Raw genomic sequence first — 19,370 nt, forward strand, 5'->3', positions numbered from 1 at the left:
AGGCCAGATCTGGTTGAGCGGACGAAGCCGAAAAAGAAGACATTGCGGCGTGACGATCAGCGTTCCGTAAGGTTACTAGAAAACCCCTCCGCGTTATCCGAGAAGCCGGCATCACGCCGTTAGAAATTGCAGAAGGTCAAGTGGAACATTTTAGCGATTTTGAATGTTCGACTGTCTATGAACAGCCGAACCGTACTCTCAGCAGATCAATCCAGAGCAGCACTCTCAGCAGATCAATCCAGAGCAGCACGAGCCCTACTGAACTGGTCGCGTGTGCGACTTGCAGCAAAGGCCAATCTTAGCGAAATGGCCATCAGCGATCTTGAGAACGGATTCAGCAAATCGCGTCCCCACTACATCGCGGCCATCCGGAAAGCGTTTGAAGACGCCGGAATTGTCTTTACCGTCGAAGGCACTCCATCGCTGCTAGCCCGCTCAGAAGGTGATAGCGGCCTCGCCGCCGATAATAGACAGTGGCGCCGCCGGGAGAAAAAAGGATAAGCGGAAAAGCCAGCCATTGTTGGATGGAAACGGTTGAACCATCCTGAATGGGCAGTACGCAGATGAGATAGCCTCTGCTTCAGGTCGTTGGCATTCAGGATGGCCGCCAGCTCTTCGGCATACTCCATGTCGGGAAGGTCGACAGATGGGTGGCCCGCTAAAATAGCCGGCAGCCCGGTGAACACGTCGAACACCGTCCACGTCCCATCCGCTTCCCGCCTTACGCCGTACCGCAGAGTTGCCATGAGAGGATGCTAATGGAAGTCGGGAATAGATGGTACAAAAATGCGAGCGGGCGATCGGACAACAGGCACGCCTTTCCGGAAACTTTTGCCGCTGCGGCGGGTTCGGTCGAGCATGACCAGAATGGCCGACCTCGGACCGCCCATTTCCGGCAAGACACATGACCTGACTGGGAAGAGCATTTCTATGCGCGCCACACTGCGCGCAACAGGGAGACCGTCCCGAGTTCGCCAAGTGATGTGGCAGGAGCTACCGGGGCACCAGCCGCTGGAATTCGACGCCTAAGAGCGCAGCACAACCTAACTGGGCATCGCTATCGAACCAGCGTTTGCGCGCGGCCACTTCTAGGCGCATGATACCTAGATGAGTTCTATCGAACGGAAGCTGGCCGAATTGAACGACATTCAGCAGGACTTGACTGAAAAGGCTACAATCCTGCGCTATCGCTGCGAGTGTTCGCGCCAAGACGCGAGAGAGCTATGCGAAGAGCTCCGCCAACTGGTAGGTCTGCCCCGCAGCAGCAACAAATTCGCGTCTATCATCACCGGCTCGCGCAAAGGCTGAGCGACGGCGGCCCGCGTCACGCCAGGAAGACGGGGCCCGACCGTTGCTGTCTTCAGCTTCGACAGGCGGAACCGATGGGCGTCATCGGGAGAATTTGGCGCCAATCCAAGCACGACTTGATAATCTCAGCGTTCTCATCGGATAATGAGGTTCAATAGAGGCGGCTGATCCGATGCGGGCGAGTTGTCCACCCGAGGAGCGCCTTATGCCAACAAGGGTTGGATCGGATGGCGCCAAGGTTCATAACTAAACAACTGTCTTGGCCGACCGGAATCGGCGGCTGGCTGGTCCGGGCCGGCATGAACCGGGGCAATGCCCGGCTCAACGGCTACGCTCTCAATGAATTGCAACTGGTCCCGGAAGATCGCGCCGTGGAGGTCGGTTTCGGCGGCGCAGTTTTACTGCCGCAACTTCTCCGTGGGGCAGCATTCGTTTGCGGTGTTGATCGCTCGCAGGATGTCGTGAACGCTGCCTCCCGCCGGTTCGCCGATGCAGTGCGCGCCGGACGAGCCGAGTTCCGAGTCGGGCTAGTCGAGGACTTGCCCTTGCCAGATAGCACATTCGACAAGGCTCTCAGCGTCCACACAGTGTACTTCTGGCAAAGCCTTAGAGCTGGATCCGCAGAGCTCGCTCGCGTCCTCAAACCAGGCGGTCGCGTCGTGCTGGGCTTCCTCCCGAAGGCGCATATGGACCGGATGAACATGCCGGCCGATATTTTCACACCTCGCGGGCCGGATGAGGTGATTGCTGCCTTGCGAGACGCAGGGTTCAGCGACCCTGAAGTGCGGAGACCGAGCACGGAAACCGCTTGGCTCCTTGTGACAGGCAAACGAAGATAAGTTTCGGCGCCAGATGCAAAAAACCCGCCGACCAAGGCCAGCGGGCTCGTATTGCCGGAGAGCGAGGATGTTCCTGGGCCGCACAAAAAAAGCCGCCGGCCGGGGAGCCAGCGGGCTCACGGGCCTATTTTCCCATCATCATCGCAGCTTTGCAGAAACTTTCATGGGCCTTCGCAATGTCTGCGTCAGCGCAGTCCTTCATCACCGCGTCCTTGTCCTCCTGAGACATAGCCGACCAGGCGGCTTTCGCTTCGGCCTCAGACTTCATGGTCTTCATGCCGGCGTCGGTGAAGAAAGGAGACATTTTCGCAGGATCGTCGAGGGCTGACGTGCCGGTGGAGCTACCGGCAAAGGCCGTTCCCGTCATAAGAGCAAATGTCGCGCCGAGAATGATCACTTTCGAATACATCGAAATTCCTCCTAGGACAAACTGCTTGAATGCAGCTGTGCTAATTCAACGCTTGCGGGTAGAAATGGTTTCCAGCCAGACCGAAAATTCGAGAAATTCATACCGATCGTCGTCGTCAACCAGGAGGCATTGGCCCGCGAGTCGGTCAAGGCGGCCCGCGCCCACCATCGACGCTGCAATTGCCTAGCCGGTTGCCATGGCCCGCTAACGAGCGCACACTGTTGCGGTCGCCTCGAAAAACCAAAAACAAACACAGGCACGAGGCGCTTGGGAGCGATCATCAGGCTTTCGCCCGACCAGGGAGAAGGCCCATGCCGACACCGGCAGAGATCCGGCTCATTTATTTGATGGGCCAACTCGCTCACAACCAGAGCATCGTTTCCAAGCAAGATATACTCGTTGGTTTGCTGAATCACGAAGGCAGTCCAACGACCGACGCCATTAGCCTTTTGGCGAGCATGCACCACACCCTGCAATGGACCCGCCAAAGCTTACACGAGGCGGAAGCGGTATATCGAGCCAGATATGCGGAGTAGCGAAAAAGCAAAGCTCGCGTACACAGCCGCAGAGTTCGCCGAAAAACACGGTTTGACAGTGAAGGCAGCCGAAATCATCTTGTCCGTGAACGGCTCCTCACGTGTCGCTTGCGATGCAGCAGCACGCGCATTCAAAGAAGCGGTAGCGCACCGACAACACAGCAATGACAGAGAACGATGAAACTGACATCGGGGGAGGCCCGGGCTTGTGTGCAGGGATGGCCCGCGCTTGCTTCCGAGCGCGGGCCGACCGTGATGAGTGAGGGGCCATCTTGGTCACCGGCAGGGACCGCTGCAGAACGAGCCGGGTGCGACCGAACAGCCTCGGAGCGAGGAAGTTCCCGACTGACGCAAAAAAGCCCGCCAGCAGCCGGCGGGAAATCGGTCTGGAGTAGCTGGAGCGAGCCAGCAAAATGTTAACGAGCGGCGGAGGGTTGGTGGCGCTGAGCACCGCTCTAGGCGCTGGGTTGCCCGGCTCCGTATCTATTTCGCCGCCCGCAGCGAAAAGGTTGTGAACCCATCGCGGCGCGCACGCTCGCAAACGGTTTGCGGCCCCATTGGCACAAGCCTCATCGATCCTTATAACAGCCTAGAGCAATAGCTCAGGGGCGTCAGAACCCTTCACGCAGCGGCGCAAGAGCAGCCGTCACCCGCTCTCTCCGACCTGGTCGGGGAGGCCGCGGCGCATGTCCAGGGCGAAAGCCTAAAGGCTGCGGCGCATCTCCTGCGTGAGATGTTCTGAACTCCCCGATCAAGGTCATGGGGAGTAGTATAAAAAATCTCGTTTTGGCATTAGTTGGCCTCGCGGCTGCGATTTTCGTCGGCGAGTTCGTCTGGACATCGGCCTCAGGTGCCTACCGTAGTTCGGTATCTGAAAAGCAGGCTAAAAAGGATGAGTTTGATCACATCGTGCTGGAACGGACGATCCTACTCTGCAAACATTCAGGATACGATCCGGCAGCGCCTTTCTGCCAATCTGCGAGGGCTACTTGCCTTAAGGACGCGGCGCGGTTTCCCGATCTCTGTTGATTGAGGTCGCATCGGCAAGGCTCGCCGACAGGCTCGGCGACGCCGCGCTGATCCGGAGCTGTGGCTTTACCAGTGACGAAATGTGTATAGAGCTAGCAGGCCGACAATCGCCCAGACGCCGACCTCGATGTTGTTTAAGCGCCGTCTGATCCCTACGAGATTGAAGTTCGCAACCAACGGAACCGTCCTCAGTTCATCAGCAAGAACAGTAGCGTGCTGATCTCCGGGATCATCCATTTTGGCTATTATCTTTTCGACCCTTCTGTCGTGGGCATCCCGCATATCGGCGAATATCATCGGAAAAGCTCCTTTTTTTGACCGAGTCTGACTCGGATTGGCGTCATGAAGCTATGATTGTGGAGTAGGCATGCGGGCGCGGGGCACCAAATAAATGGCAACTATATCGAAGCTGGATGTTGCCCGCAGGCAGTTGCTTGCCGCGATCCATATCCATTGGTATCTCAATGAGCCTTTGGCGGTCTACACTCTAGCAACAAACGCCTGGGAGGTTTCGGACGCACTTCTCAAAGTCTCAAATAAGATGCGCATGATTGATCAGTTCGCCAACGCTTTTGGGAGGGCCGCAAAAGACTTTCGCGACATGTTCAACGAACCACGTAATTTCATGAAGCATGCTGACAGAGATCCTTCCGCGTTGGCGCCAGATCTGCCCGTAGAGGAGTGCGACGCCGTTCTTATGGTCGCCTGCATAGACTACATGGTGGCGTCCGGCCGAAGCCCTTATATCGTAGGTCTTTTTGTTGCGTGGTATGCTGCGATCTATCCGTCGAAGACAGGCGATTTTTTTAGATCTGAGGCTGATCTACAGTTTCCAGACCTCGTAAGGCTATCTTCTCGAAAAGAACAATGTGCTGCAGCCAGAACCGCAGCCTTGAACTGGGGCAAGTCGGGGTTGATGTCGCATCCAAAAAATGAGCTTACAGATAACTCCCGATGGACGAAACTGCGGCAAGCACTTTCCTAGGTTGCATAGGCAACACAATCGTTGACTGGGGATTGGTCGTGAGCAATGACGTAAACAAGCCTTTTGTAAGCGATTGGCCCGAAGCAGATCGTGCGCGCTATGAACAGCATGCTCGCGAAGTATTCAAGCAAACGGCAGAGCTTCGCGCCGCCAGCCAGCGCAATCACGTTGACTATGGCCGATGGTTGATTGCCAGCTTATTGGCCGTTCACGGCGGCTCTCTTTATGCGATCAGCGGCCTTTGGAACGGCAGCCGCAAGTTAGCCGACACGGCAATGCCAGCCCTGGTAGCTGGGGCAGGATGGAATCTTTTCGGGATCGGTTTCATCCTCATCGCCGCCTTCTTGGCATGGCTGAACTTTCAGTTCGCAGAACGCCAGTATTTCAAATGGGGTGATCCCGCCATCCTTTACCGAAGCGACTATTGGCCCAAAGGTGACGAGAGGACCGATCCTGTCACCGCGACCCTATTCCTTTCTGCGGCGTTTGGTCTGACGTCGTTTGGGTGTTTCGTTGCGGGCGCAATGTCAGTATTTCATGCCCTTACGAATCCCTGACGGTTCCAACGATTGGGTTCCACACAGGAAGGCCTGAGAACTAGGCCGAAGGTCCCACCTGTTGCGAACATCCTTGCAAGAAGTCGTCAAAAACACAAAATGGCCTTGACTTTTTAAGCGAACAAGGAGAGCAACCAACCTAGGGGTAGGGGCAAATAATGAACTATGCGGCGCGGCAAGCTTATTATCGAGAAATCGAAAAGGCGCGCGGCTCGAAAGTAATAGCGTTCGTCAACGGCGAACGTCTGTCGCTCCAGACCATCATTGCCGGCGATGCGATTGAGCCATTCGTCACATTGCTCGACGCGATTGGCCCTACCAAGAAGTTGTCGCTAATACTCGACACCAATGGCGGCCATACCGCCGCCGCATGGCGGCTAATACATTTGCTCCGATCCTTCGGAGACGAGATCGAAATCATCGTGCCGGCAAAAGCCATGAGCGCCGGAACACTTATGGCTCTTGGAGCCGACAAGATCGTTATGACCAAGCAGGCCGCTCTAGGCCCAATCGACCCTAGCTTGGATAACCATCCTCTCAATCCCATGACGCCCGCAGGGTCGGCCGTCCCTGTCGCCGCCGAAGCCATTCGCGGATATATGAGCGAATTAAAAAAAGACGTTACCGACCCCGTGGCGCTCGCATCGGTGTGGAATCATCTTTCGACGCAGATACACCCACTAGTGCTCGGCCAGCTATTTCGCCTCGGTGGTCAGATCCGATCTATGGCAAAAACTCTCATCAAGGGTCAGGTCAAAGACGAAAAGAAGCAGAACGAAATAATTGAGTTGCTATGTTCAGACTCCGGGAGTCATGACTATACTATCAACCGCAGGATGGCAGCAGAAATTGGACTTTCGGTCGACAAGCCAAGCGACGCGTTATACAAAATTCTGTCCAATGTAACGAAATCTTATCATACCGAGCTCAAAACTCTTGAACCATTTAGTCCTCATGGGCTACTGGCGGGCGCGACCCAAGCGCCCTATACCCTTGTAAGAGGCCTCATCGAAGCCACCGAAACCGGCTGCTTCGGTTATGTGACAGAAGGTCAGGTCGGTCCTGCGCTCGGACCTGCTGGGCCCGTGATGACCAAAACGTTCGAAGGATGGAGGAAACTGCCGTGACCCACACATCGGATGGTAGCAACATATTTCGCATAAATGCCGCGGCACCGAGCAACCGCTCCAACAATGTCAGCGGCGTGGCTGCCGACGACCGTCACTGGGAGTATCAGTCGTCGGCATCGCAGCCGAACTGGAATGTTCCCCAACCGCCGTTCACAGTCCCTGGCGAACCGCAACCGCACAGCGACAAATAGGTCGGGTCACTCCCCCTGAAATCCTGCAATGAGGCATGGCGTAAGTCTTCCTCACCGCAGATGCTCCACCGTGGCAACGAGCTCCGGCTTAACCCAGTTGGGTCGCCGGCCGCTTCATGCCCTTCGGTGCCGCCGCTGCATGGTCCGGGACGCGCTTCCAAAGCCGCTCCCGCATATCCCGATTCAAGTGATAAAGGCGGCGCCGACATAGCTTGCTGGCGTCTTAGCCTGGGGCCGAGACGCCGATCCGGGTCTAGGTGACTATGGACCGCCGAAGACTCTCTTTGTAAGCGGCGATGGGCCGGATATGGAGTAAGCTCGCCCGGACTCACATCAGGAGATGCCCTATGGATTTCGGTGACGATGACGAAAAACGGGATGATCTGATAGCGGCGGAACTCGGGCTGACACGAGATGAGCTCGATGAAGCCATCTGGAGGATTCAGGAGAACGCCAGCGATGATGAGCTGACGTACAGCTTCATTATTATATTCGACCCCTCTACGCCGGCCGAAATTTTGGCCAAAGTTGAAGGATTGAACCGAACCGATCTATCCGTCCACATAAGCGTCAATACGTTTGACGAACCAGATCCTGAGGATTTTTCCTAAAGAGGCGGCCCATGGCATTTTACAGACATCAAGGATGGAAGATACAGACCACACGAAATTCTGATTGGAGCGCAGCCATCTCTCGGCCCGGGAGCAGGTTCTGCGAACCGCAATTTGCGCAGGCCATACGCGAGGAAGGCGAACAAGTTTGTCTCAGTCGAGCAAAGGCCATGATCGACCGCTGGGAGAAGGGAAGTACGCAGATTTAAGGCTTGCGAACGCGTTCAGTACTACCTCGCGAGGAGTAGACCGGCCCGCTGATCAATGCTGAAACCGCCACGGCGGCGCCGGAATCCGCTATAGAGATCATCGACCATGGCGGCCTCCGCTGGGTACAAGATATGCCCGTAGGATAGGCCCTGCATCATGGCCTTTAGCTCGCGATCATGTTGCGGGTTGTCGGCGAGGCATTTCTGAACGGCGGCATCCAGGATCATTGCCCAGTTCTGAACATCGACGGCGACGGCGCCGGACGCCTCGCGCCGGAGCCGGGCGAAGATGGTCCGGATATCGAGCTCGCGCATGGTCTGGCTGTAGTCCAGGCCGCGCCGGTTGGCGTCCGAAACGAACCTCTCAAAATCGGCTTGGCCCGGTGTGCCTTCAATCAGGTCCAGGAGATCGGGCAGCTTCGAGAGGATCATACCGACGCCGCCAAGGATGACGGGCGAGAAATACAGGAGATCAGACCAATCCATTGCTGCGACCTTTCACTTCAACGCGACGCTTTTCCGTCGATAGGATTCCATCCGCCGAGGCCGTCTCGGCCCGGATCTCATTTGCTTGGCTCACAAGCATATCAAGAACGCGCTCATCCCAATTCCTGACCTTGGTAGCCGGAACAAAGAATTCCATGTAGGTGACCCGCCTCTCCGCCGATGCGATTCGGCGCTCGATATCTGGCCAACGCGTGAGAGACTTCAGGGTCTCCGCGTCTTCCGCGCCTTTCAACCACTTCTTGACCGTGGAGAATGCAGAATGCTTGCATCGGCTTGACGCCTGTTTGGCGGCCGTTGTCTGGTTGTTGCCGCAAAGGAGTAGGTAGGCAGCTACGGCCTCAGTGATCTCATCCAGTTCTTTCTTGTTGCCATCGCCGCCACTGCGAAAGACGCGCGTCTTCAAGTCCTCGAACAACGGAGATGTCCGTCCCTTCCCCAGGTGGTCAAGCATCACCGCGACGGTGTCGAGGGCATGAGCAAGCTCTGTGCCGCTGTCGGCGTCAACTAAATCCCGGCATGCCTCCGCAGCCATGGCTAGAGCTTCGTTCAAGGCGGGAGTCACGCTACAACCTCCCGCAGCTTCACCACATTGGCCGCCGGCCTTTCTGTGACCAACGCATCAATGAAGTCTGCCCAGGCCAAAAGGGCGGCCCGCTTCTCCTTGGCAAAATCGAAACGCTGATAGACCCCGACGATGCCGGCGAAACTGCCAGAGCTATGGTTAAGAACCTTTTCGACCACAGGCAGACTGATGTTGAGGGCCGCCATACCTGATGCCATCGTCCGGCGCAGATCGTGAAGCGTCCATGGCGTGAGACTGATCCTTGCCGGATCATCGCCGGCCTTCGCCGCCGTGTCGCGAAGGATGGCCAGCATCGCCAAATCCAGGCGACCCTTGGAACGACTAAAACCCGACACAGCAGTTTCGCCAGTAGTGGTGAAGACAAAGCCCTTGTCTCCTATCCTGGGCAGCGATTTGATCAGGGTGGCCGCCCCCGGCGCCAACGGAACGAAATGTTCATTGCCGTTCTTTGTCCTGGCGCCCGGAATCGTCCAGGCCGGCGCGTCGTCATCAAGGGCGAGTTCACCCCGCTTCATGCCGGCTATTTCATTGCGCCGCTGGCCTGTCAGCAAAAGCAGCCGCCACATCGGGCCGAAGGGATGATCGAATCCTTCCGTCGCCTGCCAGAAGAGCTTGATCTCATCACTTGTCAGGATTCGTTCCCGTGATGTTTCCGGCGTCGGTTTCTTCATGCCGGCACAGGGCGAAGCCTTTAAGATGTCCCGTTCGATCAGCCAGCCGAAGAACCGCCGCAGTGTCGCAAAAATCCTGTTGGCGGTAACCGGCGACCCTCTGTCGATGACCGCGTCAAGAAGATCCAGCACATCACGCTTGGTGATGTCATGAACACCCTTTTTGCCCCAATGCGGGTTGATCTCGATTTTGAACTGGCGTTCCACCTCTTTCCAGGATCGGTTCCGGGGTTTGCAGTAGCGGGCAATGAATCGCTGACCTTGTTTCTCGACTGAGTCTTTGTCCTCACCGGTGTCGGCCGCCCGATGCGCCTTGGCCTCTTTCTTGGCTGTGCCGGGATCGCGCCCTTCGCCAAGGGTCTGGATCGCGTCGCGGGCGGCCCGGCGCGCCTCCTGGAGTGTCATCGACTGACCAAGAGGCAAGGTGCCCTCGATCTCATCCCCTTCCCTCTTGAGCAGGACCGGGCCAATGGTAAGTTTCTTTGGCTTGCCGTCGAACCGGTACCGCAGCGCCCAGGACTTCACCCCCGTAGGCTGGACAACCAGATAGAGACCCGGCAGGGCTCCGTCAGGAATCTCGCGTCGGTTCTTGGCCTCAGGCTTTGCCGCCTCGACGGTCTTTGCCGTAAGCACTTTTGATGGATTCCGGAGACCGGCGTTACCCTGATCTGTGACAGCGCTCATTGGTCAAAGGCTCCTATGGGGTAACAGGGGGTAACAGAAATGGTGTGTTAGGCCGTGTTACCCCGCGTTATTAACGGGACCTATCAATGCCTCACAAGCGCATGGAATGCAAGGCTTTGCGGCCCGAAGGATGTTATGACTTGTTAAGCGTCGTTACGCCCTGGCCTTTTTCTGGGGGTCAAGGGGTCGTCGGTTCGAATCCGGCCACTCCGACCATTTTTAGACAGGACTTGCCCCAAAGGTCCTGCTTCTCAAATCACCAACATTCATCCTTGGCAGACGTCGACCCATTCGGCGCCGACAATCTGTGCCATGCGCTGCGGGCTGAGCCTTACAGCGGCGTTGGTGGCGCCGGCCGCGGGCACGACTTCATCGAAGGCGCGCAGCGAGACGTCGCAATAGACCGGCAGCGGCGCCGGCAGGCCGAATGGGCAGACGCCGCCGACGGGATGGCTGGTGATCGCGACAACCTCGTCGGCGTCAAGCATGCGCGGCTTGCCGCCGAAACGGTCCTTGAATTTGCGGTTGTCGAGCCTCGACATGCCGCCGGCCACGATCAGCATGGTCTCACCGCTGACGCGCAGGCAGATGGTCTTGGCGATCTGCGCCGGCTCCACGCCATGCGCCTCAGCCGCCAGCGCCACCGTCGCGGAACTCGCTTCGGTGACGAGCACTTCGACATCGGGCGCATGGGCAGCCAGGAAGGCGCGCACGGATTCAAGGCTCATCTCGGCATTGTCCCATTCGAAAACGGTTAGCGTTCACACTGGATAGCTTCACGCTCGGTCGGCGGCAACCTCCCCGCCCCTCGACGGCTGCAGCGATACCAGGCCAGGCGGGTCGCGCCGCATGTCAGCAACGCAAGGCGCATCCCCCGTGCGGGAGATGTGTTCGGGCTGCTGCCTTGGTAGGTCGCAATGGATCAGGGCCGGCGCTGATGCTGTGCTCCCACGACCAACCGGAGAGATCATCATGCTCAAGCTCGCCTCGGCTCTGGCGCTGCTGCTTATCGGGACGGCGCCGCTGCTTGCCGACGACATGCCGATAAACGCGGACGCCATCAAATGGGGCCCTGCTCCTGCTGTCTTGCCCGCCGGCGCGGACATGGCTGTCATCGCCGGGGACCCCTCGAAGGATGGCATCTACGTGCTGCGGTTGAAGCTGCCGGCCGGCTACAGGATTGCCGCGCACAACCATCCCACCTCGGAATATGTGACGGTGATTTCCGGCAATTTTCATATCGGCATGGGCGACAAGCTCGACGAGACCAAGGGCATCGAACTGACCGCCGGCGGCTTCGGCGTAGCCCCACAGGGAATGAACCATTACGCCTGGACGACAAGCGCTACGATCGTCCAGGTTCATGGCGAGGGGCCGTTCGCGATCACCTACGTAAACCCGGCGGACGATCCGAGCAAGAAGTGACATTCGCCGTTGGGCGAATGCAACAAGCCCGCCAGGGCAAACCATGGCGGGCTTGTTGAACGACGCTTGGCCGTTGTTTATGAAACGGACCGATTTTCCACAGGCGCCGTGGGCGCCGGGGCATCGATCAGGGCCGTTTCCGGCAATTGCAACGCTGCGGCGATCCGGCGAAGTTTCGTCGGATCGGTGTCCTTGCCGCTCTCTATGTCGGCAATCTCGCTGGTCGACAGACCGCAGGTCAGGGAAAGCTCTTCAATACTGTATCCCTTTGTCTCCCGGATGGCTTTGAGGCCGGGGTGCTCAAGCGCTACATCGGCCGCAACATCGGCCGCCAGCCTGGAGAAGGGTTCGTGTTTTGCAGTTTGGGGCATTGGCAACTCCATGGGGCTAAAGAGTTTTGGATTAAATGATAGGGTGTTGCCTGAGAGCCGGGACAATGCCCGCTTGACGGCGATTTGCCAAGGCCCAAACCGACCGTCACAGCATCGTGAACCGGCGTCAAAACCGCAGGCGCCAGGGCGCATATAGGATCTCCGCCCCGATCTCCCAATCAAGTTCTTTTGAAGGGCCGCACGCCGAAGTGTTCAGCGGTTTTGCGCCGCTCGCGCGTTAGCCTGATGTTGCTGGCAGCCGCATCGGGCCAGCTTTTCCCAAGAGGATCATATCCATGACATTCAAGACATCAGCCATCGTGCTCGCCACGATTTCAGGCCTCGCTGGCGCGAGCATGGTCGCGGCGCAAGCCGCCGAGGCCGTGCGCATTCGCGGCACGGTGACCGCCTTTGCCGGAGCGACGCTGACTGTGAAGACCCGCGAAGGCGCTACCGACGCCATCGCGCTGGCTGAAGGGTGGAAGATTTCCGGCGTCGCCAAGGCGGATGCCGGGGATATAAAGCAAGGTGATTTCCTTGGCATTGCCTCTGTTTCGAAGGCCGATGGCGGCAGCGGCGCGCTCGAGGTGGTGATCTTCCCGGCCGCGCTGAAGGGCGCCGGCGAAGGCGACCGCCCGTGGGATCTCGAGCCCAATAGCCGGATGACCAACGGCACGGTCGCCGATGTCACCGAGATTGCAGGCCGCACGGTGACGCTGACCTACGACAATGGCCAGAAAAAGCAGATCGCGATCCCGCAGACGACGCCGGTGGTGACCTTCGCGCCGGCGACGCCCGCCGACCTCAAGCCTGGCGCTGTGGTGTTCGTCAACGCCGAGCGCGGCAGCGACGGCAAGCTGACCGCGGGCCGGGTCGTGGTCGGCAGCAACGGCGTCGTTCCGCCGATGTAGGTTGCCGACGAAGCCGCCAGACACAATCCAGAAACAAAATTCTACAGTCCGGAAAAACTGTCGAAAAGTTCGGAGGCGATAGTCATGACTGCGGGGTTCACCGGCACCGATCTTGCTCGGTGACGGTCAAATTCAGCCCGCGCAGAAAAGGAAACGAAGTCATGAAGAAGTCCCTCCTGTCGGCTCTCGGGCTGGCTTTTGCCCTGGCTGTCTCTCTGCCCCTCATCGGCGCCAGCAGCGCCGACGCAGCACCGCTGCACAAGAAGCATCACCACCATCATCATCATCATCACAACAAGCATCACCGCCATCACCACCACCACCACCACCACCATCACCACAAGGTGGAGGCCAAGAAGGCCTGAAAGGGCCGACTTGCCCAACGGGAAGGCTGGCCCTGGAGTCCTCGCCAAGGCCGCCTTCCCGTTGGTTTCTGCCAGGCGAAGGCAGGATTCGATGGCGCCCATGCGCCAGAACGCGAGCAACCACAGGTTGCCAGCTGCAGGACACTACGGGGTCTCTCAATGCTGCCGGAACCCGCTAGGACGGCGCCGCGAACGCGAGCACTATTGCGATCAAAATCAAAAGCGGTCCCATCCATTTGAAATGCTTCGCGACCTGCAGCCACCATGGCTGCTGACCTTGCTGGGCCTGAAAAGGACTTTGGAGCAGCCCAAAACCAACGCCTGTCATCCACAGCCCAGCGCAGAACATAATGAACTCGTCGATGTAGTTTGCGACCACTTCCGTATCCTCCGCCGGTACCTTTGGACTGGCGTTATAGTCGCAGCCGGGAGTGGCAGAAAGCGCGGTGCCAAGTGGCGGCAATGACTGCTGCCGCCACCTGACAAGAGCCAGGCGCGGACTCGGTCTTGGCTGGCCATTTGGGCACGCCACGGTGCGACCTTCGCATGGGATGCCGCGCTGCTACGTCAGCGCCCTTCACGCGAAATGCATGATCGATGCCCGCCCGGCCCCGCCAGGCGCCGTCCGTTGGCGAAGGCTAAAAATCAACGTCGCGAAAAAACGCGAAGAAAATTCGAACCGCGCATGAACCTTTGCTTTGGAGGCCGCACTAACCCGGCATGGACGCCGAGAAGGCGATCCCAACACAGAAGGACGCCATGGTGGCGATCCTCGATCCAGAGAAGGAAATGCTCAAATGACCAACTTCAAGCGCATCACGCTCGCCGCGGCCCTCATCGTCTCGGCCTTCGGTTCGGCTTCCGTTCCGACCTCGGCCTTCGCCAACGGCACGCATCCCACGGGCGACGGCGGCGCGGTTTGCAAGGGCTCTGGGCATTGCCTGGTGCTCTCGATCGAGTGCAAAGGCACCTATACCGACGCCACGGACAAGAATGGCACTGTCTATGGCAAATGCAGCCAGACCGCGCAGGTTTCGCCGCAGGCCAAGATCAAGCTCGCCAAGTAATCGGCCGCAGATCAGGGAAATGGCGGTCGTCCGCGGGACGGCCGCCATTTTCTTTTTGTTTTCGTGAATTGTTTTAGCGCCGGCTGAGCAACAGGCTGGCGAGAAGGCCGACCACGACCAACCCAACAGCAGCGGCTGTTGCCGGACGATCGCGCGCCGTCCTTTCGATCGCCCTGCCCTGCTTCCTGATCGCCGGCAGCGCATCGCTGACAAGGTCGGCAAGCTGCCCATAATAGTCCGAAGCGGCATCGCGCCCGTCCTCGTAGTAAGCACCGCCGCGTTTGGCCACGACTTTGCGCAACGCGGCGAGCTCTTTGGAAAGGGTCGCGACCTGCTTTTCGAGATCGAGATCGGAGAGGGTCGAAAGCGATACCATGATTGTTTTTCCTTCTTTTGAGAGAAGGCCAAACGCATGGCCTCGGAACCGGTTCCGGTCTGCTTGCCCGAGGGCAGCGGAAAGGTTAGCGCACCTGGTCGAGCAGGCGCTTGCACTCCAGGAGGTCAAACAGCGCCTCCTGCAGCAAGGCCCGGTTGTCGCGCGACAGTTTCGATGCGCCGGGCTGGACCGGACCTTCCTCCTCGGTCTTGCCCAGGCCGAAAAAGCGGCGGCTGGGTTTTACCTTGGGCTGACCGACCAGCATCTCGTCATCCATGCCGCGCGGCTGGGCGGCTGGCGTCAGCGGCACCTGATCGGCCTGCCTGCGCTGCGAGATCGCTTCGACGGCAGCCATGTCGCCATTGCCGATGGCGACCAGGAAATGGTTGCCGTTCTCGCGCAGCAGTTTCTGCACGCCCTTGATCGTGTAACCCTGGTCGTAGAGCATGTGGCGGATGCCCTTGATCAGTTCGACATCCTGTGGCCGGTAGTAGCGGCGGCCGCCGCCGCGCTTCATCGGCTTGATCTGGTTGAAACGGGTTTCCCAGAAGCGCAGCACGTGCTGCGGCAGATCGAGATCCTCCGCGACCTCGCTGATGGTGCGGAAAGCGTCGGGGCTCTTGTCCATGGGCGAAATCCTCACGCTGGACGGCGATCCGGCCCAGTCTGCCGAATCGGGTATCATTTCAGCGGTTTATGAAACAATATTCAAGCCCGGCGTCAAAACGGCCCGGCGTTTTCAACCGAAGCCTGCGGCAGAACCTATTTGCCGCCCTTGGCCTTGCTGTTCTGGTGCGAGCGCAGGATACGGCTTTTCAGCACGTTCGACGACTTGAAGGTCATCACCCGGCGCGGCAGGATCGGCACTTCCTCGCCGGTCTTGGGATTGCGGCCGATGCGTTCGTTCTTGGAACGGACGTGGAAGGTGGCGAAGGACGACAGCTTCACCGTCTCGCCGCGTACGATGGCTTCGCAGATTTCGTCCAGCACCGCCTCGACGAGTTCTGCCGATTCAGTGCGTGACAAGCCGACCTTACGGTAAACAGCTTCGGCAAGGTCGGCGCGCGTAAGTGTCTTTCCCCCCATGCGACCGTCCCATCAGTTCAAAAAACATAAATCGATACAGGTAAAGGCAGAGCCTAAGTAATTGATCCGGCAAGGTCAAGGACCGAAACCGGACCGTTCGGCACTTACCAGCGAACGAGAACCGCGCCCCAGGTGAAGCCGCCGCCCATCGCTTCCAGGAGCACGAGATCACCCTTCTTGATGCGACCGTCGGCGACGGCCACCGAAAGCGCCAGCGGCACGGAAGCAGCCGAGGTGTTACCGTGCAAATCGACGGTGACCACCACCTTTTGCTCAGCAATCCCGAGCTTCTTGGCCGAAGCGTCAATAATGCGTTTATTGGCCTGATGCGGCACGAACCAGTCGAGGTCGTCGGCGGTTATGCCGGCCTGCGAAAACGTCGCCTCGATGACATCGGTGATCATGCCGACGGCGTGCTTGAACACTTCGCGGCCTTCCATCCTGAGATGGCCGACCGTGCCGGTGGTCGAGGGACCGCCATCGACGAAAAGCTTGTCCTTGTGGGCGCCGTCGGAGCGCAGGCTCATCGCCAGCACGCCACGGTCGGCAATGCCGCCGGTGCCCTCATCCGCTTCCAGCACCAGCGCGCCGGCGCCGTCGCCGAATAAGACGCAGGTCGAGCGGTCGCTCCAGTCGAGGATGCGCGAAAAGGTCTCCGCGCCGATCACCAGCACGCGCTTGGCGAGGCCGCCTCTGATGTAGAGGTCGGCGGTGGTCACCGCATAGACGAAGCCCGAGCACACCGCCTGCAGGTCGAAGGCAAAGCCGTGATGCATGCCGAGCCGGTTCTGGATCTCGACGGCGGTCGCCGGAAAGGTGTTGTTGGGCGTCGAGGTCGCCAGCACGATCAGGTCGATGTCGGCAGGCGTAAGACCAGCATTGTCGAGCGCTGCGCGCGCCGCCGCCTCGCCCAGCGACGCCGTCGTCTCGTCATCGGCGGAGATATGACGCTGGCGGATGCCGGTGCGCTGGGCGATCCACTCGTCCGAGGTTTCGACCATGCCTTCGAAATCGGCATTCTTCATGATGCGGAGGGGCAGCGCAGCACCGGTGCCGCGCACGACTGATCTGATCAAAGCTCTTTCCTATTCCTTTTCGTCGACGGTGGCGTCGGATTTCCTGCTTGCCTGGGCATGCGGGTTGCGCGCATGGAACAGGTCGAGATCGGCCTCGATGCGGTCGATCAGATTGTTGCGCACCATGTCATAGCCCAGCTCGATGGCCGCCGCGAAACCGTCCGAATCGGCGCCGCCATGGCTCTTTACCACGATGCCGTTCAGACCCAGGAAAACACCGCCATTGGAGCGGCCCGGATCGAGCTTTTCGCGCAGGCGGTCAAAAGCGCCCTTGGCGAAGACATAGCCGATCCTGGCCATCAGCGTGCGGTTCATCGCGGCGCGCAGATAGCCTGAGATCTGGCGCACAGTGCCTTCTGCCGTCTTGAGCGCGATGTTGCCGGCAAAGCCCTCGGTGACGACCACGTCGACCGTGCCCTTGCCGATGTCGTCACCCTCGACGAAGCCATGATAATTCATCGAGGCCATGTTGGCCTCGCGCAGCATGCGCCCGGCTTCCTTGACTTCTTCCTGTCCCTTGATCTCCTCGACGCCGACATTGAGCAGGCCGACTTTCGGCCGGTCGATGCCGAACACCGAGCGCGCCATGCCGGTGCCGAGAATGGCAAAGTCAATCAGCTGGTGCGCATCGGCGCCGATGGTGGCGCCGACATCCAGCACCACGCTCTCGCCGCGCATCGTGGGCCAGATCGCCGCGATCGCCGGACGATCGATGGTCGCCATAGTGCGCAGGCAGAATTTCGACATCGCCATCAGCGCGCCGGTATTGCCGGCCGAAATGCAGGCCTGCGCGCTGCCACTCTTGACTGCTTCGACAGCCTTCCACATCGACGACTTCCAGCGGCCGTGGCGCAGCGCCTGGCTCGGCTTGTCGTCCATCCTGACCGCAACTTCGCAATGGTGGAACTCGCTGACCTCGGCCAGTTTGGGGAATTTGGCGAGTTCGGGGCGCACCAATTCCTCGCGCCCATATATGACGAAGCGGATGTCGGGACGCCTGACGGCGACCGTCATGAGTGCCGGGATGACCACGTTTGGCCCGTGATCGCCACCCATGGCATCGATGGAAATCCTGATCACGCGGTCTTTATCTCACTAGCTTGGGCCAAGGCACATGGCCCGCGAAAGAAATACGAAACTCGCGAAATTCGGGGGCTCGCGAAGGTTCGGCGAAAATAGCGGTTTTGGGCTGCCGCACAACCGGCTTTTCTCCGATCGCTTCGGGTTTTAGGATTTTCCAAGCAAGGATCGCAGCTTTTGCTGGAATTCATTCTCGACGGGCTCGTCCGGGCCGGCGGCATCGAGAGAGGCGCCTGTCTTGCGCGGATAGGGATCGATCGCCAGCCCGAAGAACTGTTCGGCGAGCGCACCGACGTCGATCGTGTCGCCGGAGAATGTTTCCGGGCCGTCTGGCCCGTCGGCGTCGAGCAGGATCTCGCCGCCGCCTTCGAACCCTTGCCGTCCGAGCTTGGATTGCTCCGGCAGGAACAGCGCCTCGACCTCCTCGTCGATATGGGCCGCGACCGGCTCAAGGGTGACGATGCAGGCCTGGGTGATATCAGCCTCGACGCGGCCGCTGACCTTGACGCCATTGCGCTTCCACGGCGCCACCAAAAGCTCAGCACGGTAGTTTTCGACCGAAAGCAGCTCGTGCTCGCGCGCAAGCATTGCGCGCTGCGCGGCGTCGGCGTCGATCACCACCTGCAAACCTTTGTGCGGCAGGCGGCCGACATTGGCCGCGAATGAGACCGGGCTAGGCGTGTCCACATGTTTCATCTTGGTCTCCCCTCCTCACTCCGCTTTCGCGACGGGAAACGCCACGGCACCGGAAACGATCAATTCGGACGGCTGTGCTTCAAGCTGCCTTGCGGCATCGATTACATAGGACGCCAGCGGCAAGGCTTGCGGCCAGGCGCCGGCATCGGGCCTGACATTGCGCGCCAGGGCGGCAGCAAGCGCGTCGCGGTCGCTGCGTTCCAGCGCGTCGTCATAGGCGGCGGTACGGCCGTAGAACATTTTGGCCAGCCTCTTCATGCGCTTGGGCACGCCGACATCGCCAACGCCCAGTTCCCGCAGCGAATGCTCGACATCGAGAAAGAACTCGTCGATCAGCACCTGCGCGACCTCATGCGCGACGCCCTCTTCGCCGCGGAGCCGGTGCTGAAACAGGAACATATGCAGCGACAGCATCTCGAAACGGCCGAGCGGCGTATCCGGCACATTCCAGTGGGAATAAAACACGGTCTGCCGCGCCGCCGCCACGATTTGTGCGTAAAGCGCCTCGGTGATAGCGCGGTTGGCGTTGCGTTCGCGGCCAAAAAGGCGCTGGAACATTGAGGGTGGTCTCCTGGGGACCGATTGTTTGAATGGGCCTTGTTGCATCGGCAAGCAAGCTGGTTTACCGGTTTTGCCGCCCAGCGCAAGTTGCGGCCAGCTAATGGAGT

At 59.3% G+C, this 19,370-nt stretch carries 27 protein-coding genes and 1 pseudogene; 11 read left to right on the plus strand and 17 right to left on the minus strand.

Annotated features, from left to right (window positions below):
* Positions 1-177: 177 nt before the first annotated feature.
* Positions 178-318, plus strand: a pseudogene (locus tag NKI06_RS10950) (hypothetical protein); the annotation flags it as partial.
* Between the two features lie 35 nt (positions 319-353).
* Here NKI06_RS10950 and NKI06_RS10955 read toward each other — a convergent pair.
* Entirely contained in the window at positions 354-695 is a 342-nt protein-coding gene (locus tag NKI06_RS10955; protein WP_352985332.1) for a hypothetical protein, read from the minus strand.
* A gap of 412 nt (positions 696-1,107) precedes the next feature.
* Between NKI06_RS10955 and NKI06_RS10960 the strand changes: the two genes are divergently transcribed.
* Positions 1,108-1,308, plus strand: a complete 201-nt coding sequence (locus NKI06_RS10960) for a hypothetical protein (RefSeq protein WP_023682355.1) — start codon at positions 1,108-1,110, stop codon at positions 1,306-1,308.
* 227 nt (positions 1,309-1,535) lie between these two features.
* Positions 1,536-2,147 carry a class I SAM-dependent methyltransferase gene (locus NKI06_RS10965; RefSeq protein WP_352985251.1) on the plus strand — a complete coding sequence of 204 codons (612 nt, stop codon included), beginning with the start codon at positions 1,536-1,538 and terminating at the stop codon, positions 2,145-2,147.
* Between the two features lie 124 nt (positions 2,148-2,271).
* Here the strand turns inward: NKI06_RS10965 and NKI06_RS10970 are convergent, their stop codons facing one another.
* Complete coding sequence (locus NKI06_RS10970) at positions 2,272-2,556, minus strand: hypothetical protein (RefSeq protein WP_023682357.1); 285 nt, start codon at positions 2,554-2,556, stop codon at positions 2,272-2,274.
* A gap of 311 nt (positions 2,557-2,867) precedes the next feature.
* On the opposite strand from NKI06_RS10970, the gene NKI06_RS10975 reads away from it, so the two are divergent.
* Entirely contained in the window at positions 2,868-3,092 is a 225-nt protein-coding gene (locus NKI06_RS10975) for a hypothetical protein (protein ID WP_023682359.1), read from the plus strand.
* 1,095 nt (positions 3,093-4,187) lie between these two features.
* Here the strand turns inward: NKI06_RS10975 and NKI06_RS10980 are convergent.
* Entirely contained in the window at positions 4,188-4,418 is a 231-nt protein-coding gene (locus NKI06_RS10980) for a hypothetical protein (protein ID WP_352985253.1), read from the minus strand.
* A gap of 94 nt (positions 4,419-4,512) precedes the next feature.
* Between NKI06_RS10980 and NKI06_RS10985 the strand changes: the two genes are divergently transcribed.
* The 4 genes from NKI06_RS10985 to NKI06_RS11000 all read left to right on the plus strand — a co-directional run bounded on the left by NKI06_RS10985 (position 4,513) and on the right by NKI06_RS11000 (position 7,595).
* Complete coding sequence (locus NKI06_RS10985; protein WP_023682361.1) at positions 4,513-5,106, plus strand: hypothetical protein; 594 nt, start codon at positions 4,513-4,515, stop codon at positions 5,104-5,106.
* Positions 5,107-5,144: 38 nt separating this feature from the next.
* Complete coding sequence (locus tag NKI06_RS10990; protein ID WP_352985254.1) at positions 5,145-5,663, plus strand: hypothetical protein; 519 nt, start codon at positions 5,145-5,147, stop codon at positions 5,661-5,663.
* Positions 5,664-5,821: 158 nt separating this feature from the next.
* Complete coding sequence (locus NKI06_RS10995; RefSeq protein WP_023682364.1) at positions 5,822-6,790, plus strand: SDH family Clp fold serine proteinase; 969 nt, start codon at positions 5,822-5,824, stop codon at positions 6,788-6,790.
* A 541-nt stretch (positions 6,791-7,331) separates the two neighbouring features.
* On the plus strand, positions 7,332-7,595 hold the full coding sequence (locus NKI06_RS11000) for a hypothetical protein (RefSeq protein WP_352985256.1): 264 nt from the start codon (positions 7,332-7,334) through the stop codon (positions 7,593-7,595).
* A 230-nt stretch (positions 7,596-7,825) separates the two neighbouring features.
* On the opposite strand, the gene NKI06_RS11005 is transcribed toward NKI06_RS11000, so the two are convergent.
* From NKI06_RS11005 to NKI06_RS11020, 4 genes are all read right to left on the minus strand, one after another.
* A complete protein-coding gene (locus NKI06_RS11005) occupies positions 7,826-8,290 on the minus strand; it encodes a hypothetical protein (RefSeq protein ID WP_352985258.1) in 465 nt (154 codons plus the stop codon).
* Positions 8,277-8,843 (minus strand): hypothetical protein, encoded by a 567-nt coding sequence (locus NKI06_RS11010; RefSeq protein ID WP_352985260.1) that lies wholly within the window; start codon positions 8,841-8,843, stop codon positions 8,277-8,279. Before NKI06_RS11010 ends, NKI06_RS11005 begins: the two co-directional genes overlap by 14 nt.
* Before the next feature lie 26 nt (positions 8,844-8,869).
* On the minus strand, positions 8,870-10,249 hold the full coding sequence (locus tag NKI06_RS11015; protein ID WP_084633896.1) for a tyrosine-type recombinase/integrase: 1,380 nt from the start codon (positions 10,247-10,249) through the stop codon (positions 8,870-8,872).
* Between the two features lie 266 nt (positions 10,250-10,515).
* Positions 10,516-10,977, minus strand: a complete 462-nt coding sequence (locus NKI06_RS11020) for a YbaK/EbsC family protein (protein WP_352985262.1) — start codon at positions 10,975-10,977, stop codon at positions 10,516-10,518.
* Between the two features lie 244 nt (positions 10,978-11,221).
* Here NKI06_RS11020 and NKI06_RS11025 point away from each other — a divergent pair, with 244 nt between their 5' ends.
* Positions 11,222-11,674 carry a cupin domain-containing protein gene (locus NKI06_RS11025; RefSeq protein ID WP_023730864.1) on the plus strand — a complete coding sequence of 151 codons (453 nt, stop codon included), beginning with the start codon at positions 11,222-11,224 and terminating at the stop codon, positions 11,672-11,674.
* Between the two features lie 77 nt (positions 11,675-11,751).
* Here the strand turns inward: NKI06_RS11025 and NKI06_RS11030 are convergent, their stop codons facing one another.
* Positions 11,752-12,045 (minus strand): helix-turn-helix domain-containing protein, encoded by a 294-nt coding sequence (locus NKI06_RS11030; RefSeq protein ID WP_023682373.1) that lies wholly within the window; start codon positions 12,043-12,045, stop codon positions 11,752-11,754.
* A 296-nt stretch (positions 12,046-12,341) separates the two neighbouring features.
* Here NKI06_RS11030 and NKI06_RS11035 point away from each other — a divergent pair, with 296 nt between their 5' ends.
* Positions 12,342-12,956, plus strand: a complete 615-nt coding sequence (locus NKI06_RS11035; protein WP_352985264.1) for a hypothetical protein — start codon at positions 12,342-12,344, stop codon at positions 12,954-12,956.
* A 41-nt stretch (positions 12,957-12,997) separates the two neighbouring features.
* Here the strand turns inward: NKI06_RS11035 and NKI06_RS11040 are convergent, their stop codons facing one another.
* Together NKI06_RS11040 and NKI06_RS11045 are read right to left on the minus strand one after the other, a co-directional pair.
* A complete protein-coding gene (locus NKI06_RS11040; RefSeq protein ID WP_352985266.1) occupies positions 12,998-13,423 on the minus strand; it encodes a hypothetical protein in 426 nt (141 codons plus the stop codon).
* A 73-nt stretch (positions 13,424-13,496) separates the two neighbouring features.
* Positions 13,497-13,700, minus strand: a complete 204-nt coding sequence (locus NKI06_RS11045; protein ID WP_023697438.1) for a hypothetical protein — start codon at positions 13,698-13,700, stop codon at positions 13,497-13,499.
* A gap of 418 nt (positions 13,701-14,118) precedes the next feature.
* Here NKI06_RS11045 and NKI06_RS11050 point away from each other — a divergent pair, with 418 nt between their 5' ends.
* Complete coding sequence (locus NKI06_RS11050) at positions 14,119-14,388, plus strand: hypothetical protein (RefSeq protein WP_023669376.1); 270 nt, start codon at positions 14,119-14,121, stop codon at positions 14,386-14,388.
* Between the two features lie 73 nt (positions 14,389-14,461).
* On the opposite strand, the gene NKI06_RS11055 is transcribed toward NKI06_RS11050, so the two are convergent.
* The 7 genes from NKI06_RS11055 to NKI06_RS11085 form a co-directional block, all read right to left on the minus strand.
* On the minus strand, positions 14,462-14,764 hold the full coding sequence (locus tag NKI06_RS11055; RefSeq protein ID WP_352860695.1) for a hypothetical protein: 303 nt from the start codon (positions 14,762-14,764) through the stop codon (positions 14,462-14,464).
* Positions 14,765-14,849: 85 nt separating this feature from the next.
* Positions 14,850-15,392, minus strand: coding sequence for a MerR family transcriptional regulator (locus tag NKI06_RS11060; protein WP_023669374.1), 543 nt, complete (start codon positions 15,390-15,392; stop codon positions 14,850-14,852).
* 134 nt (positions 15,393-15,526) lie between these two features.
* Positions 15,527-15,850, minus strand: coding sequence for an integration host factor subunit alpha (locus tag NKI06_RS11065; RefSeq protein ID WP_006201891.1), 324 nt, complete (start codon positions 15,848-15,850; stop codon positions 15,527-15,529).
* 104 nt (positions 15,851-15,954) lie between these two features.
* Positions 15,955-16,926: a beta-ketoacyl-ACP synthase III gene (locus NKI06_RS11070; protein WP_352860693.1), complete on the minus strand. Its 972-nt coding sequence runs from the start codon at positions 16,924-16,926 to the stop codon at positions 15,955-15,957.
* Between the two features lie 9 nt (positions 16,927-16,935).
* The gene (gene plsX / locus NKI06_RS11075; protein WP_023700539.1) at positions 16,936-18,006 is read right to left on the minus strand and encodes a phosphate acyltransferase PlsX; all 1,071 of its coding nucleotides are present in this window, start codon (positions 18,004-18,006) and stop codon (positions 16,936-16,938) included.
* A 147-nt stretch (positions 18,007-18,153) separates the two neighbouring features.
* Complete coding sequence (locus NKI06_RS11080) at positions 18,154-18,702, minus strand: YceD family protein (RefSeq protein WP_352985268.1); 549 nt, start codon at positions 18,700-18,702, stop codon at positions 18,154-18,156.
* Positions 18,703-18,717: 15 nt separating this feature from the next.
* A complete protein-coding gene (locus NKI06_RS11085) occupies positions 18,718-19,260 on the minus strand; it encodes a ubiquinol-cytochrome C chaperone family protein (RefSeq protein ID WP_023833084.1) in 543 nt (180 codons plus the stop codon).
* Positions 19,261-19,370: the final 110 nt, after the last annotated feature.

Origin of the sequence: Mesorhizobium sp. M0772, from assembly GCF_040320135.1 — a bacterium.
Taxonomy (GTDB): domain Bacteria; phylum Pseudomonadota; class Alphaproteobacteria; order Rhizobiales; family Rhizobiaceae; genus Mesorhizobium.

Coding starts and splice junctions, on each gene's coding strand:
- NKI06_RS10960 (WP_023682355.1), top strand. CDS start 1,108: ATGAGTTCTATCGAACGGAAGCTGGCCGAATTGAACGACATTCAGCAG.
- NKI06_RS10965 (WP_352985251.1), top strand. CDS start 1,536: ATGGCGCCAAGGTTCATAACTAAACAACTGTCTTGGCCGACCGGAATC.
- NKI06_RS10970 (WP_023682357.1), bottom strand. CDS start 2,556: ATGTATTCGAAAGTGATCATTCTCGGCGCGACATTTGCTCTTATGACG.
- NKI06_RS10975 (WP_023682359.1), top strand. CDS start 2,868: ATGCCGACACCGGCAGAGATCCGGCTCATTTATTTGATGGGCCAACTC.
- NKI06_RS10980 (WP_352985253.1), bottom strand. CDS start 4,418: ATGATATTCGCCGATATGCGGGATGCCCACGACAGAAGGGTCGAAAAG.
- NKI06_RS10985 (WP_023682361.1), top strand. CDS start 4,513: ATGGCAACTATATCGAAGCTGGATGTTGCCCGCAGGCAGTTGCTTGCC.
- NKI06_RS10995 (WP_023682364.1), top strand. CDS start 5,822: ATGAACTATGCGGCGCGGCAAGCTTATTATCGAGAAATCGAAAAGGCG.
- NKI06_RS11000 (WP_352985256.1), top strand. CDS start 7,332: ATGGATTTCGGTGACGATGACGAAAAACGGGATGATCTGATAGCGGCG.
- NKI06_RS11005 (WP_352985258.1), bottom strand. CDS start 8,290: ATGGATTGGTCTGATCTCCTGTATTTCTCGCCCGTCATCCTTGGCGGC.
- NKI06_RS11010 (WP_352985260.1), bottom strand. CDS start 8,843: ATGGCTGCGGAGGCATGCCGGGATTTAGTTGACGCCGACAGCGGCACA.
- NKI06_RS11015 (WP_084633896.1), bottom strand. CDS start 10,249: ATGAGCGCTGTCACAGATCAGGGTAACGCCGGTCTCCGGAATCCATCA.
- NKI06_RS11020 (WP_352985262.1), bottom strand. CDS start 10,977: ATGAGCCTTGAATCCGTGCGCGCCTTCCTGGCTGCCCATGCGCCCGAT.
- NKI06_RS11025 (WP_023730864.1), top strand. CDS start 11,222: ATGCTCAAGCTCGCCTCGGCTCTGGCGCTGCTGCTTATCGGGACGGCG.
- NKI06_RS11030 (WP_023682373.1), bottom strand. CDS start 12,045: ATGCCCCAAACTGCAAAACACGAACCCTTCTCCAGGCTGGCGGCCGAT.
- NKI06_RS11035 (WP_352985264.1), top strand. CDS start 12,342: ATGACATTCAAGACATCAGCCATCGTGCTCGCCACGATTTCAGGCCTC.
- NKI06_RS11040 (WP_352985266.1), bottom strand. CDS start 13,423: ATGGGCGCCATCGAATCCTGCCTTCGCCTGGCAGAAACCAACGGGAAG.
- NKI06_RS11050 (WP_023669376.1), top strand. CDS start 14,119: ATGACCAACTTCAAGCGCATCACGCTCGCCGCGGCCCTCATCGTCTCG.
- NKI06_RS11055 (WP_352860695.1), bottom strand. CDS start 14,764: ATGGTATCGCTTTCGACCCTCTCCGATCTCGATCTCGAAAAGCAGGTC.
- NKI06_RS11060 (WP_023669374.1), bottom strand. CDS start 15,392: ATGGACAAGAGCCCCGACGCTTTCCGCACCATCAGCGAGGTCGCGGAG.
- NKI06_RS11065 (WP_006201891.1), bottom strand. CDS start 15,850: ATGGGGGGAAAGACACTTACGCGCGCCGACCTTGCCGAAGCTGTTTAC.
- NKI06_RS11080 (WP_352985268.1), bottom strand. CDS start 18,702: ATGAAACATGTGGACACGCCTAGCCCGGTCTCATTCGCGGCCAATGTC.
- NKI06_RS11085 (WP_023833084.1), bottom strand. CDS start 19,260: ATGTTCCAGCGCCTTTTTGGCCGCGAACGCAACGCCAACCGCGCTATC.